Origin of the sequence: Marinobacterium sp. xm-g-48 (genome assembly GCF_013282925.1) — a bacterium.
In the GTDB taxonomy this organism is placed as follows: domain Bacteria; phylum Pseudomonadota; class Gammaproteobacteria; order Pseudomonadales; family Balneatricaceae; genus Marinobacterium_E.
This window is the reverse complement of record NZ_WBYQ01000003.1, coordinates 263,348-278,265: the sequence shown is the minus strand read 5'-3', so window position 1 is coordinate 278,265 and position 14,918 is coordinate 263,348. Positions and strand designations below refer to the sequence as shown.

12 protein-coding genes and 1 pseudogene are annotated in these 14,918 nt (G+C 45.4%); 9 read left to right on the top strand and 4 right to left on the bottom strand.

Going from position 1 to position 14,918, the window contains the following annotated elements; translation table 11 throughout:
- Nucleotides 1-13: 13 nt before the first annotated feature.
- Genes XMG48_RS07440 through XMG48_RS07425 form a run of 4 tightly spaced genes read right to left on the bottom strand, consistent with a single transcriptional unit; the run spans nt 14 to nt 3,916 of the window.
- Nucleotides 14-2,182 (bottom strand): AAA family ATPase, encoded by a 2,169-nt coding sequence (locus tag XMG48_RS07440; protein ID WP_173481426.1) that lies wholly within the window; start codon nt 2,180-2,182, stop codon nt 14-16.
- Nucleotides 2,167-2,631, bottom strand: a complete 465-nt coding sequence (locus XMG48_RS07435; RefSeq protein ID WP_173481425.1) for a VPA1267 family protein — start codon at nt 2,629-2,631, stop codon at nt 2,167-2,169. The genes XMG48_RS07440 and XMG48_RS07435 overlap by 16 nt, the downstream gene beginning before the upstream one ends.
- Complete coding sequence (locus XMG48_RS07430; RefSeq protein ID WP_173481424.1) at nt 2,628-3,188, bottom strand: recombinase family protein; 561 nt, start codon at nt 3,186-3,188, stop codon at nt 2,628-2,630. Before XMG48_RS07430 ends, XMG48_RS07435 begins: the two co-directional genes overlap by 4 nt.
- The gene (locus XMG48_RS07425; RefSeq protein ID WP_173481423.1) at nt 3,188-3,916 is read right to left on the bottom strand and encodes an SET domain-containing methyltransferase; all 729 of its coding nucleotides are present in this window, start codon (nt 3,914-3,916) and stop codon (nt 3,188-3,190) included. The genes XMG48_RS07430 and XMG48_RS07425 overlap by 1 nt, the downstream gene beginning before the upstream one ends.
- 1,104 nt (nt 3,917-5,020) lie before the next feature.
- Here XMG48_RS07425 and XMG48_RS07420 point away from each other — a divergent pair.
- From XMG48_RS07420 to XMG48_RS07380, 9 genes and pseudogenes are all read left to right on the top strand, one after another.
- Entirely contained in the window at nt 5,021-5,536 is a 516-nt protein-coding gene (locus XMG48_RS07420) for a Pycsar system effector family protein (RefSeq protein WP_173481422.1), read from the top strand.
- Nucleotides 5,537-5,538: 2 nt separating this feature from the next.
- Entirely contained in the window at nt 5,539-6,405 is an 867-nt protein-coding gene (locus XMG48_RS07415) for an adenylate/guanylate cyclase domain-containing protein (RefSeq protein WP_173481421.1), read from the top strand.
- Nucleotides 6,406-6,584: 179 nt separating this feature from the next.
- Nucleotides 6,585-6,767 (top strand): carbon storage regulator, encoded by a 183-nt coding sequence (locus tag XMG48_RS07410; protein ID WP_173481420.1) that lies wholly within the window; start codon nt 6,585-6,587, stop codon nt 6,765-6,767.
- Nucleotides 6,768-6,946: 179 nt separating this feature from the next.
- Entirely contained in the window at nt 6,947-9,622 is a 2,676-nt protein-coding gene (locus XMG48_RS07405) for a DNA methyltransferase (protein WP_173481419.1), read from the top strand.
- 11 nt (nt 9,623-9,633) lie between these two features.
- Complete coding sequence (locus XMG48_RS07400) at nt 9,634-11,673, top strand: DEAD/DEAH box helicase (RefSeq protein WP_173481418.1); 2,040 nt, start codon at nt 9,634-9,636, stop codon at nt 11,671-11,673.
- Between the two features lie 10 nt (nt 11,674-11,683).
- Nucleotides 11,684-12,949, top strand: coding sequence for a GIY-YIG nuclease family protein (locus tag XMG48_RS07395; RefSeq protein ID WP_173481417.1), 1,266 nt, complete (start codon nt 11,684-11,686; stop codon nt 12,947-12,949).
- A 103-nt stretch (nt 12,950-13,052) separates the two neighbouring features.
- A complete protein-coding gene (locus XMG48_RS07390) occupies nt 13,053-13,487 on the top strand; it encodes an HNH endonuclease (protein WP_173481416.1) in 435 nt (144 codons plus the stop codon).
- 61 nt (nt 13,488-13,548) lie between these two features.
- On the top strand, nt 13,549-14,304 hold the full coding sequence (locus XMG48_RS07385) for an NERD domain-containing protein (RefSeq protein WP_173481415.1): 756 nt from the start codon (nt 13,549-13,551) through the stop codon (nt 14,302-14,304).
- Between the two features lie 176 nt (nt 14,305-14,480).
- Nucleotides 14,481-14,918: pseudogene (locus XMG48_RS07380) on the top strand (DNA recombination/repair protein RecA); the annotation flags it as partial.

Sequence of the window (14,918 nt, the reverse complement as noted above, 5' to 3'; positions counted from 1 at the left end):
TTTATCAAAATTTCTAAATAAATCTAATCAGCTGTTGTAATAAAGTTTTGCGGCGAAATGCTGTTGGCTGTTCAATCGTGACTTTTTCCAAAGTCTTTGCCTGCCCAACGATATGAACTTCGTGCTCTGCTCTGGTTATTGCTGTGTATAGCCATGCACGATCAGTAATCCTTCCGTCTTGAAGCACGACAATGATTCGGGGGAATTGAGAACCCTGTGCCTTGTGGAGCGTGATCGCGTAGCCCAGCTGCATACAGTTAAGTAGCTCTTGCGTGATCTCAATAAGCTCTCCGTTGTCCAAGCGGACTTGACCGAATGCTTCTGCGGTTTGCTTGACGCTAACTAGCTTACCAATCGAGCCGTTCTGTACACCTAAGTGGTAGTGATTCTTCGTGAAGAGTATTTGGTCGTTGAGTCTGAAGTTAACGTAGTAATCATCGGAGTCGAGATTGAACTGCATAATCTCGGATTCAGAATTGAATTTTGACTGTATCAAAGTATTAATATCGCCCACCAGGCCTCTCGTTGGTGCGACGACTCGAGAGGATTCAGGATCAAGGCCGTACAGATTGACAGCCGTACTTAAAGCTTGGTCTTTATCCACTTCGTAGAAGAATACGTTCCCATAGTTCAGCGATTCGGGAACCTTTCCGTTATTAATTGTCTTGGAGTAGAGGGGGATTCCAGTGTCGCCTTTCTGTCTCTTAACGATGTCTAAGGTGGTATTAGCAATTACGCCAGACTGAATCATGTCGTGAAGAATTTTTCCCTTGCCGATTGGCGGGAGTTGGTTTGGATCTCCCGTAAAAATTAGCTTCGTATATGGGCAGGTTTGATTAACGATTTTAAACATCGTTGGCAAATCAACCATTGATGCTTCATCTATCACAATTAGCTGCTTCCTGCCGTCTGACGAAATAACAGGATCACCCCGAAGAAATCTGGCGATTGTTGATGTAAGCAATCCGATAGATTCGTGAAGCCTCATTGCTGCACGACCTGACAGGGCAACGGCATGTATCTCGTAACCCAGTTTTTGTGCCGTTTTGAGTAGAGTGTTCAGTACCGTAGTTTTACCTGTACCTGCTCCACCCGTGATGCAACTTATTTGATGTTCTAAGCTGACTGTCACTGCCTGAAGTTGTTTCTCGGTTAGCTCGTATTCGAGTGTCCCTAGAGTTTGATTTAAAGCGTCGCGATCATTCGGCGTTAAGGTGGTTTTAATTGTGCTCAAGCGTTTGAAACGCTTGGCTACAGCGAGTTCCTGTATCGCAGTTGAGGCTGGATGCAGTCGATCCTCTTCTTCGTTGTAAACGGCTACCGAAATAGAGCTCTGGAGGTATTCAACTGCTTCCTTAGATTGCTTGTGATTCTTCAGAATATCGAACACCTTTGTTTCAACAAGCGAGGGCCTCGTATAGGTGCTTCCGTCCGCGAGGAGTTTGTTAAGAGCGATAACCGCCGCGGCTCTCATGCGTTCTTTGGGGTAGCTTGTTTGTCTCCAGGCTCCGCTCGTTTTGATGAACTGATCAATGTCACTAATCTTCACGCCAAAATTCGCAAGCTCATACGGATTCTGCTTTAACGCTTCAATCGTTTTTGTATGATGGTACTTTAGAACGCGCCGTTGGACGGTTGCAGGAATCCCCGCTTGTGACATCCAGATTGTATGCTTCAGGTTTTGGTATTTCTCATAACCTGCGTACAGAGCCTTAATCGATTTGTCAGACAGTATGGTTCTGAACCCTTCGAGATGCTTGGCTCCTTTCTCCTGAAGCATGTTGTGAATATTGGGGCCATACTTTGCCCAAAGCTCTCTAGCTTTTGATTCTCCGATTCCTTTGAATTCAGGATCTTTGGCTACAAATTGAATGAAGGTCTCGCCATCATTAGGCAGACAGAATTCAACTCGATTTGGGTTTTGGTAAACTCGTATTTCATGCCTGTAATGCCCCTGATCCAGCCAGTGCTTATCTATGCAGCCCTCCACTTCCCAGAGCTGTCCCATTGCAGGTTTCACTGGCAGAGAATCAGACTTTACCCATACCTGTACTGAATACAGCGCAGACTTTTTCTGATGCTTGATGTTAACGGGCACGCCTTTCAATAGAGTGCTCTGATCTTTAATCGTGTGACCAGTGATTCTGACGAGATCGGACGACTGAATTATTTCGAAGGACATAGTCGAAACACTTCTAGTTCATCTATCGCTTCAATCAAATCGGCAGAGGTAGCAAGCTTTGCTTCCAATGCCCTAACTTTTTCCTCTAGTACCGCGACTTGGGCTCTCAAGTCGTGGTTTGTGGCCTCTAGCTCGCCAAGTCTATGACGGTCAAATGCTTTTTGGATTGATGTCGAGTCGTACTGTTTGGGAGCGTCTTTGGCGGCTTTCCCTTCTTCGGTTAGGGGCGGCAATACGCCTCTTACCCTGAGTGATTCCTCGAGTTCAGCAAGCTCTTGGATAATGACTGGATTCTTCTTAAGCGAGTTCATCGAAACGCCACTCAGCTTGTTTATCTCAGCCTTATTTAGCTTGCCGCGATAGGCGATCTTGGTGTAACCATCGTCATCCATCGAAGACATCCAGGCCCTGAACATGGAAACGTATTTGTCGCCCTTATCTTGGCTCATTCATAACTCCCAACAATTCTCGAGATTGTCATGCGTGATACACCATACTTCCGACTCAGAGCGCTTTTGTTCGCGCCGCGCTTGTAATCAGTTATCACTTTCTTCTTTTGTTCGTCGGAGAGTATCGGCGGCCTGCCAAACTGTTTGCCTTCTTCCATGGCTCTTTTTCGACCCTCAGAAGTGCGATCAATAATGAGTTCTCGCTCCAACTGAGCAAACGTAGCCAACAGGGCGAGTTGCGCTTTCGCGTACGGCGTATCATTGGATGTGTCAATTGCGTTATCTAGGCTTTTGAGTGACGCCTTCTTCGCGTGAATTTCCTCAATTGTGTTGATGATTGATTTCAATGACCGTCCGAGCCGATCTAGCTTAGTTATGACCACTACGTCTCCTTTGCGGATGAAGCTGATCATCTCTGCGAGTTTAGCGTCATTGATTTTGGAGTCACCTGATTGTTTGCCAGAGAAAATCGGGTCGCACCCAATTTCCTCTAACCTCTCAAGCTGTTCAGTCAGGTCTTGCTCTTTAGTGCTGACCCTAGCGTATCCGATATACATTAGCTTTTGCTTTCAGCCCTGCATTTTGGGCATTCGCACTTGAAACCGAATTTCTGGTAAATCTGCTGCCTGCGACTATTTACGTTTTTGCTCAGGGGCTGAAGGGAGTTTTTTTCCATGGATGACATGTCTTCTGCGAGTTCATCGGAAATATTCACGAGATAAGAGAAGGTGATTTCCTCTCCCGCTTTAATATCCCTTAGAGCGACCATTCCAGCTACGCGCTGTTTGATTTCTTCTGGATCTTCAGTCGACCACAGCTTGGCATTAGGTTCGCAACTGTGGTTCATCATGCACATCATAGGGGAGATCGTGGCACGCTGATACGCGTGAATGCTGTCCCCAACCTCTCCAAGTATGTAACCACAGACCACGTTGTACGCCGCTGCAAGATTAAAAGCGTCATATGCGTCGTTTTTGGTTAAGTGACCATTTTTGATCGGCATGTCGATCCACTTCTTAACATCGTTGGGGATAGTCTTCTTCCAGCGTTTAGTCGAGAACCCAAGCTCTTTTAGCCTGTTGAAGTGACCCTCTTGAAGGATTCGCCAGCTCAATCGTACTTGTACAGGGATGTGTTCCTCTCCTGCGGCAGCAATGCTTTCGAAAACTACGATGTCTTCGAGGAATACGATGTCGCCTGCACTAATATTTTGGACTGCATATACCCCAAGCTGCCCGTTTGTAGTTTTTTTGATTTTCGCCTTCGATGTATCTGTTCGTGCCACTGATGAACCTCCAGAGTGTTCAAATATCTTAACTTTTGAACAAGTATAGTTCAGTGTGTTCAGAAATCAATAGAATATATTATGAACATGTCCATAAATGCTGTTTTGATATTTGATCATGTCTTCTTGACCAATTGTCGAGACTGGCTGGGCTTTCCCTCTGTAACCACTGCACAGGTATGTTTAGTTCTTCGAAAATATTCGATAAGTGATAAGGCTTTAATCGGTTTAATAAATCCGCAAGGGCTTTGGTTTTTAGCTCAAAATACGCGTCAGTCACATTGGGGACGGGCATTCAAACGTTTCGGGTATGCAAAATCATTTAGGTTTTTGGCTCATAATAGATCGTGAAGGGGACAGAATGAACGCATATAGGCCCTTAGATGTCGCAGCTATGTCTCGGGTTTTTAGCACAAAATACGCTTCAGCCCTTGTGGAATCGGACATTCACCTGTTCTGAGCATGTTCAATTATTCTGGTTTTTGGCTCAAAATAGATCGTGAAGAAGGCAGCAAGAGCGAATAAGAGCCTCGAGCCACCGTATGAATGCTTCGGGCTTTGAGCTCAGAATACGCTCCAGTACCTAAGGAATGGGGAATTCAGACGTTATGAAAATGCTCGACCATTCAGGTTTGTAACTCAGAATAGATCGTGAAGAAGGTACCATGAGCGAATAAGAGCCTCGAGCCACCGTATGTCTGCTTCGGGCTTTTAGCTCAAAATACGCTCCAGTACCTAAAGGATGGAGCATTCACAGGTTTTGAAAATGGTCGATCATTCAGGTTTTTAGCTCAAAATACTCCGAAAATCTTGTGGTAAAGGGGTATTCAGACTTTTGCTGGTCAACTAAGTAAGCCTTGTCACGAGGACGCGACACGTTGATCGACTCCCGCAGATCAAAATTTTGATACCAAAATTTACGGGTGATATTGACGATAGAGAGTTGTTAAGATTCATTGAGCAACATAACTAAACATGCGGTAGGCGGTCAAAAGAGGAAAATCTGTGGCTAATAAGCCACATACGCTCTAGTCTTACAGTCGCTCGTCGAGAGTGACCACCTCTTTATGGCCCGAGTTTGGCGCAGAACAAGGCAGAAACTTAATGCAGCTTAAAGATATTCTGAGCAACGCTCACGATCAGTTGAGATTTGCGGAAACTAAACATGCATCAAATCTTGCCTTCAATGGTGTCTTGATATTCGGATTCATACGTCTACTGCTATTACCAGGCACTGAAACATCTACAAGTATTCTTTTAGTTACGACTCTGGCGATTCTCTGTTGTGGCTATTCGAGTGTTACATCAATCCGAAGCTTCTTCCCAAATACAGATAACACGCCTAAAAAGAATCAAACGATACAAGGCCCGAATCTTGTTTATTTCGATCATCTTGGAAGATTATCGGAAGATGAATTTTTAAGGCTTTATTATCAAAAGTCTAATATATGCGAAAAGGAAATGTTAGAGATAGATAAGGATATGGCAAATCAGATTATCGTTATTTCTCAAATTGCGTCTAATAAATTCCGCCTTTTCTCAGAAGCTGTAATATTCACTATATCCGCGACATTGCTGGGATCTGTGTTTCTTGTCTTAATTATTGCTTCTAGGGCATAGCAATGAACTTCAAAAAATATCAAAAACCAACACGTTCGATGATTAGCGTTACGGACTCGCAACTCCCAGAAGAAATTTGCAAGTTATTAAAGAATCAAGTGCAGAGATTCAGAAACAGTATTGAAATTGTCGAATCCAATTCTATACCTCATACCAAAGATATGCCTGGAACAGGTACTGATAAGTGGCTAAAAATTAAAGGGCCGATATGTGTCTCTACCGATATGGCCAACTCTACTGCGCTAAGTGCCAAGAGCTATCCGAAGCAAACTGCCAAGGTCTACCAGCTATATACTGACACTGCGACAAAACTTTTCCATAGCTTTGATGCACGATATATAGACATCAATGGAGATGGTGTATTTGCTATGTTCGATAGCAATCAACCGTACTCTGCTTTTTGTTCAGCAGTCGCATTCAAGACGTTCTTCGGACAAGTTTTCATCGATACAATCAAGAGCATCATTCCTGACGACATAGAATTAGGAAATCACATCGGTATAGACCAGAGAACTATTCTTGTGAAAAAGCTTGGTCTCCGAAAGTACGGTGAGCGTGGCGATAAACAGAATGAAGTTTGGGCAGGCAGAACGGTTAACATGGCATCTAAGCTAGCTAGTCTAAAATCGGAAAATACTGTTATCGTATCTGATCGGTTTTTCGAAAATCTGAGTCATGAAGATGCTCGGTTAAGCTGCGGCTGTGACGGGAGCGGGCAGCAGTCATCTAAAACCTATCTTTGGCATGAACATGATCTTTCGAATGACGCGATCTTCGATTTTGATAAAGCGTTTGTGCTGAATACAAATGGTTGGTGCAAAATACATGGTACCGAGACAATTAAACGATTGTTGGACGAAGAGAGCTAATTTTTCCAAGGGAAATCGGGCGCAGATCCTTTGATAATCCAATCCTGTATTTGAAGTATGGAAGCTCTGGTGTTTGCTAGTGGCTTATTAGAATCGAACCTGGGAAGCAGAGCTGTGTGATGCGATAAATTCAATCTCGCGCTACGCTTAAGTTGCTACTGCAACACGGAGGAAAGCAGATGCTCGTACTAACACTCCATGACGGACAGTCAGTCCGTATCGGTGATGAAATTAAGATCGAGATGGATCGGTGTATCGACGATGGAAACTCAACGCGGCTCAGAATAGAAGCTCCCAAGGACGTTTCAATCCTTCGAGAGGAGCTTTTGTCCTCAAACTATCAGTCGGATACGCAGCCTTAAACTCGTGAAGAAAAAGGACTGCGGGGTGCAGTCCTACACTCAATTTGCCTATCACGCGGTGCTTTCACTATCTAGTCTCTGAAGCTATAGTTAAGACTGGTCGAGTTCCGCTGGCTCGACTCCAAGCATTTTGGCTTGTATTTCAAGTTCATAGTCCCGTTGGGTAAGGTCGAAAACAGATGGCTGTCACGCAAGGCAAGATCATTGAGTCACTCGAAGCTATATGCGGCTCGCTCGATAAAGACGAGTTCATCTATCAGTTCCTTCTCGCCTACGGTTTCCCCAAAGCCACTATTACCCGACTCAAAGATGGATCGAGAAACGTAGCTAGCAATGGCGACGTTGCCCTCAAAAAGCAGCTGTACTTCAGAACCCTAGCCAGCGGCACGAATGTGTATGAAGCCGCCGAAGCACTCAAGTCAGAGCCAGTTGTCAAATCCAACGACATCCGATTCATAGTTGTAACTGATTTCGACTCGCTCGTTGCTTTTGACCTCAAAGCTGAGGAATCCCTCGATACAGACATCAATCTCTTGGATAAGCAGTATGCGTTCTTTCTGCCACTAGCAGGTTATGAAAAGGCGATAATGTACTCGGAGCATCCTGCTGACATCAAAGCCTCTGAAAAGATGGGACAGCTCTTTGACCTCATCCGAGAGCGGAATGATCTATCCAAACCCGAAGATATTCATGCGCTCAATGTATTCCTGACCCGACTTCTATTCTGCTTCTACGCAGAGGATACTGGGATCTTCGAGCAGGATCAGATGACGAAGGCTATTGAGTCCACGACATCGATCACTGGCGAGGACTTAGATCAGTTTTTCACCGACCTATTCAAAGCATTAAATTTGCCTGATACAGCACCTGAAAAACAGGCGATGCCCGCTCACCTGCAAGCATTCCCGTATGTGAATGGTGGGTTGTTTAAAGCTGATGAGCCAGTTCCAGAATTTGGAACCAAAGCGCGCCGTCTGTTGCTTGAATGCGGTTCGTTGAGCTGGGCTGAGATAAATCCTGATATTTTTGGTTCTATGTTCCAGGCGGTTATCGATCAGGAGCAACGCGGTAACCTTGGGCAGCACTATACTTCTGTATCTAACATCATGAAGGTCATCAAGCCGCTCTTCCTAGATAAACTCAGGGATGCACTAGAGGCAGCAAAGGGCAAAGAGAAGAAGCTCAAAGAACTCCTAATTCGCCTTCAGAATATCCGCGTCTTTGATCCTGCCTGTGGCAGCGGCAACTTTCTGATCATTGCTTACAAAGAGTTACGCAAGATTGAGATGGCGGTCATCGATGAGTTGAACTTGGTCTCCGTTCAATCCGAGATGTACTACTCAGGAATCAAGCTCTCGCAGTTCTACGGTATCGAGATCGATGACTTTGCGCATGAAATCGCCATGCTGTCGCTCTGGTTAGCCGAGCATCAAATGAACGTTGAGTTTCGGGAACAGTTTGGATACTCAGAGGCAGCTTTACCTTTAAGTAATCCTGGGAACATCACTTGTGGAAACAGTCTCTCATTGGATTGGAACAGTGTGTGTGACATTTCAAGGAGCGATGAAACATATGTGTGTGGAAATCCGCCTTTTCATGGAAATAAAGGAAGAACGGAGCAGCATGTAGAAGACATGGAGAACGTTCTTGGCGAAATCAATGGATACGGAAGACTTGATTTCGTAGCCTGCTGGTTTCTTCTCGCCTCGAAATTTGCCGAAGATCGACATGTTGAGTGCGCTTTCGTAGCAACAAATTCATTGTGCCAAGGAGAGCAAGTAGCTTTAATTTGGCCACAAATTTTCAAACGTAATCAGTCCATCTTTTTTGCCTACAAAACTTTTGAGTGGAAAAACCAAGCTAAAGGGAATGCTGGAGTTCATGTTGTCGTAATAGGTTTCGGTCAACACGTTCGTACTAAGAGACTTTTTTCACAGTCAACAAAAGGGCAATGGACTGTTCAAAACTGTGATCGAATAAGTCCCTATCTTGTCCCAGGTTCAGAACTAGCAGTTACCCCAGCCCGCAAGCCTCTAACGAAGGGAATATCGGTAATGGAAAATGGGTCTGAGTATTCTAATTCTGACCCCTTGATTCTGTCTCAGGAAGAGTATGACCAGATCAAAGGGATGCCAGAGGAGCGCTGGGTAAAGGGGCTAGTAGGATCTAGTGAGTTTATTAATGGTAAAAAGAGATACTGCTTCTGGTTGGAGGATGCCACCGAAGAAGATATTAATAAATCCGAAATTATCAAAGATCGGGTTGCCAGAACTCGTGAAATTAGGCTGAGTAAAACTAATAAAGGGGTAATCGACTCTGCTAATTGGCCCCACCTTTTTAAAATTCCAAATCATCCCAAAGAGGGGAACTACATATTAGTCCCTCGAGTATCTTCAATGCGAAGGAGATATATCCCTATCGGATTCATGGATACGGACGTGGTTGCTACTAATAAAGTCCAAATAATACCCAATGGTTCACTCTTTGAGTTTGGTATCTTAACTTCTGAAATGCACATGGATTGGATGCGTGTCGTGGCTGGGAGGTTAAAAAGTGATTACAGCTATTCAGCAAGTCTGGTCTATAACACCTTCCCTTGGCCGCTTGTTAATGATGACCAGAGAAGAAATATTGAGGTTCTTGCAGAAGAAGTGCTTTTGGTTAGAGAGGACTACCCTGACAAAACGCTAGCTGACCTTTACGATCCCGACAAGATGCCACTTCCACTTCAGACAGCACATCAGGCTTTAGATGCTGCGGTAGAAAAACTTTACAGTAGTAAGCCGTTAACAGATTCATCCGAGCGTTTAGAGCATCTATTTGGCTTGTATTCAATGTTAATTGGTAAAAATTAGGAGTTTAAGCCATGGTTGATTTGTTAACTGTGAAATATAAGCAGTCAGGTAAAAGCTCCAATACTGACTCGATGGGCATGCGTGAAATGCAGGCTCGCGCATTCGCCGCCCGCAACGCTCAGTACCTCCTACTGAAAGCGCCTCCAGCCTCTGGTAAGTCTCGTGCCCTGATGTTCCTTGGGTTGGACAAGCTTGTTAACCAAGGACTGCGAAAAGTTATCGTAGCGGTACCAGAAATGTCGATTGGCGGCTCATTCAAAGATACAAAACTGACTGACTATGGTTTCTTCGCAGATTGGGTGGTCAAGCCTGAGCACAACCTATGTGTGGGCGGTACGGAGGGTGTGAACTCATCAAAGACCAAGGCATTCAAAGAGTTTGTTCGAGCCCCATCAGCCCAAACACTGGTGTGTACTCACGCCACTCTCCGCTTTGCTTTCCAGGACATGCAACCGTCAGAGTTTGATGGAATTCTGATAGCAATAGACGAATTCCATCACACGTCTGCGGGAGAAGAAAACAAGCTGGGCAGCCTTATTGATGCAGTGATGAATCACTCATCTGCGCATATTGTCGCGATGACTGGTTCATATTTCCGAGGCGATGCGGTACCCATTCTGTTACCTGAAGATGAAGCTAAATTCACTCAGGTAACTTACTCGTATTATGAGCAGCTGAACGGCTACAAGTACCTTAAGTCGCTAGGTATCGGATACCACTTCTACACGGGCTCATATCTTGATGCGATCCACGAGGTTTTGGACACAAAGAAGAAAACCATCATTCACATCCCCAACGTGAATTCGTCTGCCTCCACGAAGGATAAACTCTCAGAGGTTGACCGCATACTAGATGTAATCGGTGAGACAATCGTTCAGGATCCCGTGACAAGCATTATGACTGTCACGCGAAAGGATGGCCGCAAGATACTGGTCGCAGACCTCGTAGATGATGGCTCGCGCCGTGCAGACGTTCAGCAGTACCTGCGCGACATTACCAGTGCAGACCAGATGGACATAATTATCGCTCTCGGGATGGCTAAAGAGGGCTTTGACTGGCCTTGGTGTGAGCACGTACTCACAGTTGGCTATCGCGCTTCGCTGACCGAAATTATTCAGATTATTGGGCGAGCGACTCGTGATTCGGAGGGTAAGCTTCACGCCCAGTTTACCAACCTAATTGCACAGCCCGATGCCGAAGATGATGATGTCAAAGTCTCTGTAAATAACATGCTGAAGGCAATTACGGTCTCGCTTTTGATGGAGCAGGTGTTGGCACCATCGGTTAATTTCCGACCACGGTCGCGAATGGCTGATGGTGAATACGTACCGCCTGGCACGGTCATCATCGAAGATAGTACCGCGCCTGTCTCTGATCGTGTCACCAAAGCCCTTGAGAACATGGACAATATCAAGGCGGCAATACTCCAAGAACAGAAGATCGTTGCTCCAGCAATCGCGGGAGAGACTGAAGCTGAAGTTATCGCTGAGGTTGAGATTCCCAAGATTGTCGAGAGAATGTATCCCGATCTTGATGAAGATGAACGTCAAACCGTATCTGAGATCGTCCACACTTCTATGGTGGTGGGATCAACAGGAGGGTTGTTTGATGAAGCCGACTTGCCGCCAAACGCTCAGTTTGAGGAAGGCAGCGATCCGAAAGAGGAGCAATCGAAACCTGCACGTCCAGGCGCTGATTCTGAAGCAAAACCAGATCGTAAGTTTGTGATGATTGGGAACAAGTTCGTAAATATCGAAAACCTTAATATTGATCTGATAAAACAGATAAACCCGTTCCAAGGTGCTTATGAAATCTTGTCGAAAGCCGTGACTACTGACGTGCTGAAAACGATCCAGGATACGGTGGTCGGAATGCGCTCCAGCATGTCTGAGGAGGAGGCAGTAATCCTCTGGCCAAGGATTCAAGAGTTCTACAAGGCACATGGTAAGAAGCCGTCACATACGTCCTCTGATCAGTATGAGAAACGTTTGGCCGAAGCGCTTGCCTATATCAACAACAAAAAACGCGAGCGTGCAGCGACGACAGCTTAGGTGAATTCGAATGGCATCAATCAGACTGCGCTCCAAACAGCCACGCCGAACCCTCGATGAGATCTTTTCCGAGCCCGACGAATACGGTCTACTTGACGATAGACCTGCCAAGCAGCCCGTGACAAGAATCGATCAGAGCCGATTCGAAGAGATAAATGTTTTCGTTGATAGTCACAACCGAGAGCCTTTGTCGGATGGCGATTTGAGCGAGAAAACTCTAGCTCGACGTTTAGCCGCGTTCAGAAACGACTCCAACCTGTCGGATGGTTTGCAGGCGTTCGATAGGCATGGACTACTTGTTTGTGACAGTGGAGATGAAGAATCGAACGAATGGGAGCTTGTGTCCTGTCTCGGCTCAGATTCCCCAATCGATGAAATCGATGAATCAGCTACGTCTCTCGATGACATTTTCAACAGTGATGCCTTTGGCGCTCTGGGTGGCGATTCAGATGAAGACATTTTTCAGATGACACACGTGCCCGCCGTTGACGACAAAAATCGACCAGATGAGATCGCACAACGGAAGAAATGCGAAGATTTCTATCAGTTCAAATCAATCTTTGAAAAGACTCAGAGCGACATCGACGAAGGAAAAGTTGAAGCCGTGACCTTTGCTAGGGATTCGCAGATCGATGTCGGCGATATGTTTATATATCTCGGAAACCTTCTGCTTGTTGATGAAGTCGGCGAATATGAAGAAGACGATAAAGGACGCTACAACCCTCGCTTAAGAGTTATCTATGACAACGGTACTGAGTCCAACATCCTCTTTCGCAGTCTAGGTCGTGGACTTCATAAAGACCCACATTCTAAACGCATCATCCGTGAGGCTGACTCGGTAGTTGATGCATTTTCAAACATTACCCACAAAGACAAACGTTCGGGCCAGATCTATTTCCTCAGAAGCCTAAGCGAGAATCCTAACATCAAGGCTATCCCTAACCTCGTTAAAATCGGATACACCGAAAACACTGTTGAGGAGCGCACGAAGAACGCAGAAAAAGATCCGACCTTCCTCGAAGCGCCTGTAAAAATTGTGGGAGCGTTTGAGTGCTTCAATTTGAATCCAAACAGATTCGAGACACTAATTCACGGCGTGCTTCATGCTCAGAAGTTGCGAATGACATTGATGGGTTCAGACGGCAAAACTTACCATCCAAACGAGTGGTTTATGGTCGATCTCGAAACTGCAAAAGAAGTCGCCACCAGAATTATCGATGGTTCTATCGTGAAGTATCGCATGAACAACACGACAGGGCAGTTGGTAAGCAAATAAGCCTCTAATCATTCGCTGGGCTTGGGGTTGTCAACAGAGAGGGGCACGACATATTGGCAAAAGTAGTGCGCGAGAACGAGCCTGGCAGGTTATTGGAACCAACATGATTGCCTTCGCAAATGAAACCTACCTGGCTTTTTTTGACGACATGTTATCGCAAGTCGGCGGTGTCGAGGCCAATGAGCAGCTCTTTGATTTTAACGACGCACAGATTAAGCGCCGACTCTTCAATTCACGTCGTGCTGAACTAACTCGGCTACTCGTTGAACGTGATGGCGATCAATGTCAGCTACGGTGGTTACTATGTTGTGATGAAGTCGGTACAGAGATAGACCACTTGATACCGCTACAAAGCAACGTGCTCAACAAAGCAAATGGCGTAATTGCGGAGCCAGGAAAAAAAGTCCCATCGGAGCCTTTTGGTTCCAACGATTTAGCGAATTTGGTTCTGGCTTGTAGCAAATGTAACGGAGCTAAAAAGCACCGCTTTCCAAGCCGTGAGATGATTAAGCGAATCTTCGATGAAAGGTCTCTTTGATGCATCGATCTCTAAAGTATTCTTGGCGAGTGTTTCTCTGTGTCAGGTTTGGTGATAGCGAATGAACAACTTCATAGTTGCAATCGTTGTGCTCGCTGCATTGTACCTCCTTAAGTTCTACCTAACGTCACCGTCCGTCATCGGTGCTAGGGGCGAGAAAAAAGTAGCGACCAAAAATCGCAAGTGGCTCAATAGTGATGTCTATCAGAGCTTCGATGATTTGGTAGTTCCAACTGATGAAGGCACAACGCAGATTGACCACGTTATTCTGTCAAAATTCGGCATATTTGTTCTCGAAACAAAGCACTATCAGGGTTGGATTTTCGGTAACGCTAACCAGCCGTATTGGACTCAAAAGATTTACAAAAAGTCCTCCAAATTTCAGAACCCTCTTAGGCAGAACTACAAGCATGTAAAGGCCCTAAGTGAATATCTTGGGGTTAGCGGCAGTCTTCTGAAATCGGTTGTCGTTTTCAGCGCACGAGACTGTGAACTCAAAAGCGATATGCCGTCAAATGTCAGAACGGTTTCAGATTACATCGAATATATTCGTGGATTCACACAGGCAGTCGTATCCGACGAGGATATGGCTGAAATTAAGAGCAAGCTTACCTCGCTATCATTATCTTCCACCAAAGAGTCTAAGCGTGATCACCTAGATAACCTGCGAAAGAAAGATGCACTCGCTGCTTCAGGTGTTTGCCCAAGGTGTGGTGGCGATCTGGTGAAGAGGGCTGTCAGGAATGGAATAAATCAGGGGCGGTCATTCCTCGGATGTGAAAATTTCCCGAAATGTAGATTTACAAAAAGTCTTTAAAAGTTTTCCTGTTGGCCACCAGTTTGTAGGATTACATGTCGACTCAATTGGCTAAGTCGACCACGGGGTGGTTGTTTCTAGATGGTCATTGAGATAATGTCGTCGAATAGAGTTTGTAAAGGCTGGGTCGATGGATGTGTGCACACAACTTTAGGCTTTTTTCTTTCAACACAGAAAACCCTGAAACGACTACGGGTGGTAATGCGCTTAAGTTTTACTCTTCAGTTCGTTTGGATATTCGCCGAACTGGTGCGGTGAAGCAGGGTGATGAGATTATCGGTAACGAGACTCGTGTAAAAGTTGTTAAAAACAAAGTTGCTCCGCCATTCCGCCAAGCAGAATTCCAGATTATGTACGGCAAAGGTATCTATCACATGGGCGAAGTAATCGACCTAGGTGTGCAGCAAAAGCTGATTGATAAGAGTGGTGCTTGGTACGCATACAATGGCGATAAGATCGGGCAGGGTAAAGCGAATGCAGCCAAGTTCCTGGAAGAAAATCCAGAGATCGCTAACGAAATTGAGTCACAAATTCGTAAAGAGTTGCTATCTGTACCAGCCAAGCCTGAAAAAGGTGATGAAGGTTCTGAAACTAATGCAGAGTTAGAATTTTAA

Coding starts and splice junctions, on each gene's coding strand:
- XMG48_RS07440 (WP_173481426.1), bottom strand. CDS start 2,182: ATGTCCTTCGAAATAATTCAGTCGTCCGATCTCGTCAGAATCACTGGT.
- XMG48_RS07435 (WP_173481425.1), bottom strand. CDS start 2,631: ATGAGCCAAGATAAGGGCGACAAATACGTTTCCATGTTCAGGGCCTGG.
- XMG48_RS07430 (WP_173481424.1), bottom strand. CDS start 3,188: ATGTATATCGGATACGCTAGGGTCAGCACTAAAGAGCAAGACCTGACT.
- XMG48_RS07420 (WP_173481422.1), top strand. CDS start 5,021: ATGCAGCTTAAAGATATTCTGAGCAACGCTCACGATCAGTTGAGATTT.
- XMG48_RS07415 (WP_173481421.1), top strand. CDS start 5,539: ATGAACTTCAAAAAATATCAAAAACCAACACGTTCGATGATTAGCGTT.
- XMG48_RS07410 (WP_173481420.1), top strand. CDS start 6,585: ATGCTCGTACTAACACTCCATGACGGACAGTCAGTCCGTATCGGTGAT.
- XMG48_RS07405 (WP_173481419.1), top strand. CDS start 6,947: ATGGCTGTCACGCAAGGCAAGATCATTGAGTCACTCGAAGCTATATGC.
- XMG48_RS07400 (WP_173481418.1), top strand. CDS start 9,634: ATGGTTGATTTGTTAACTGTGAAATATAAGCAGTCAGGTAAAAGCTCC.
- XMG48_RS07395 (WP_173481417.1), top strand. CDS start 11,684: ATGGCATCAATCAGACTGCGCTCCAAACAGCCACGCCGAACCCTCGAT.
- XMG48_RS07390 (WP_173481416.1), top strand. CDS start 13,053: ATGATTGCCTTCGCAAATGAAACCTACCTGGCTTTTTTTGACGACATG.
- XMG48_RS07385 (WP_173481415.1), top strand. CDS start 13,549: ATGAACAACTTCATAGTTGCAATCGTTGTGCTCGCTGCATTGTACCTC.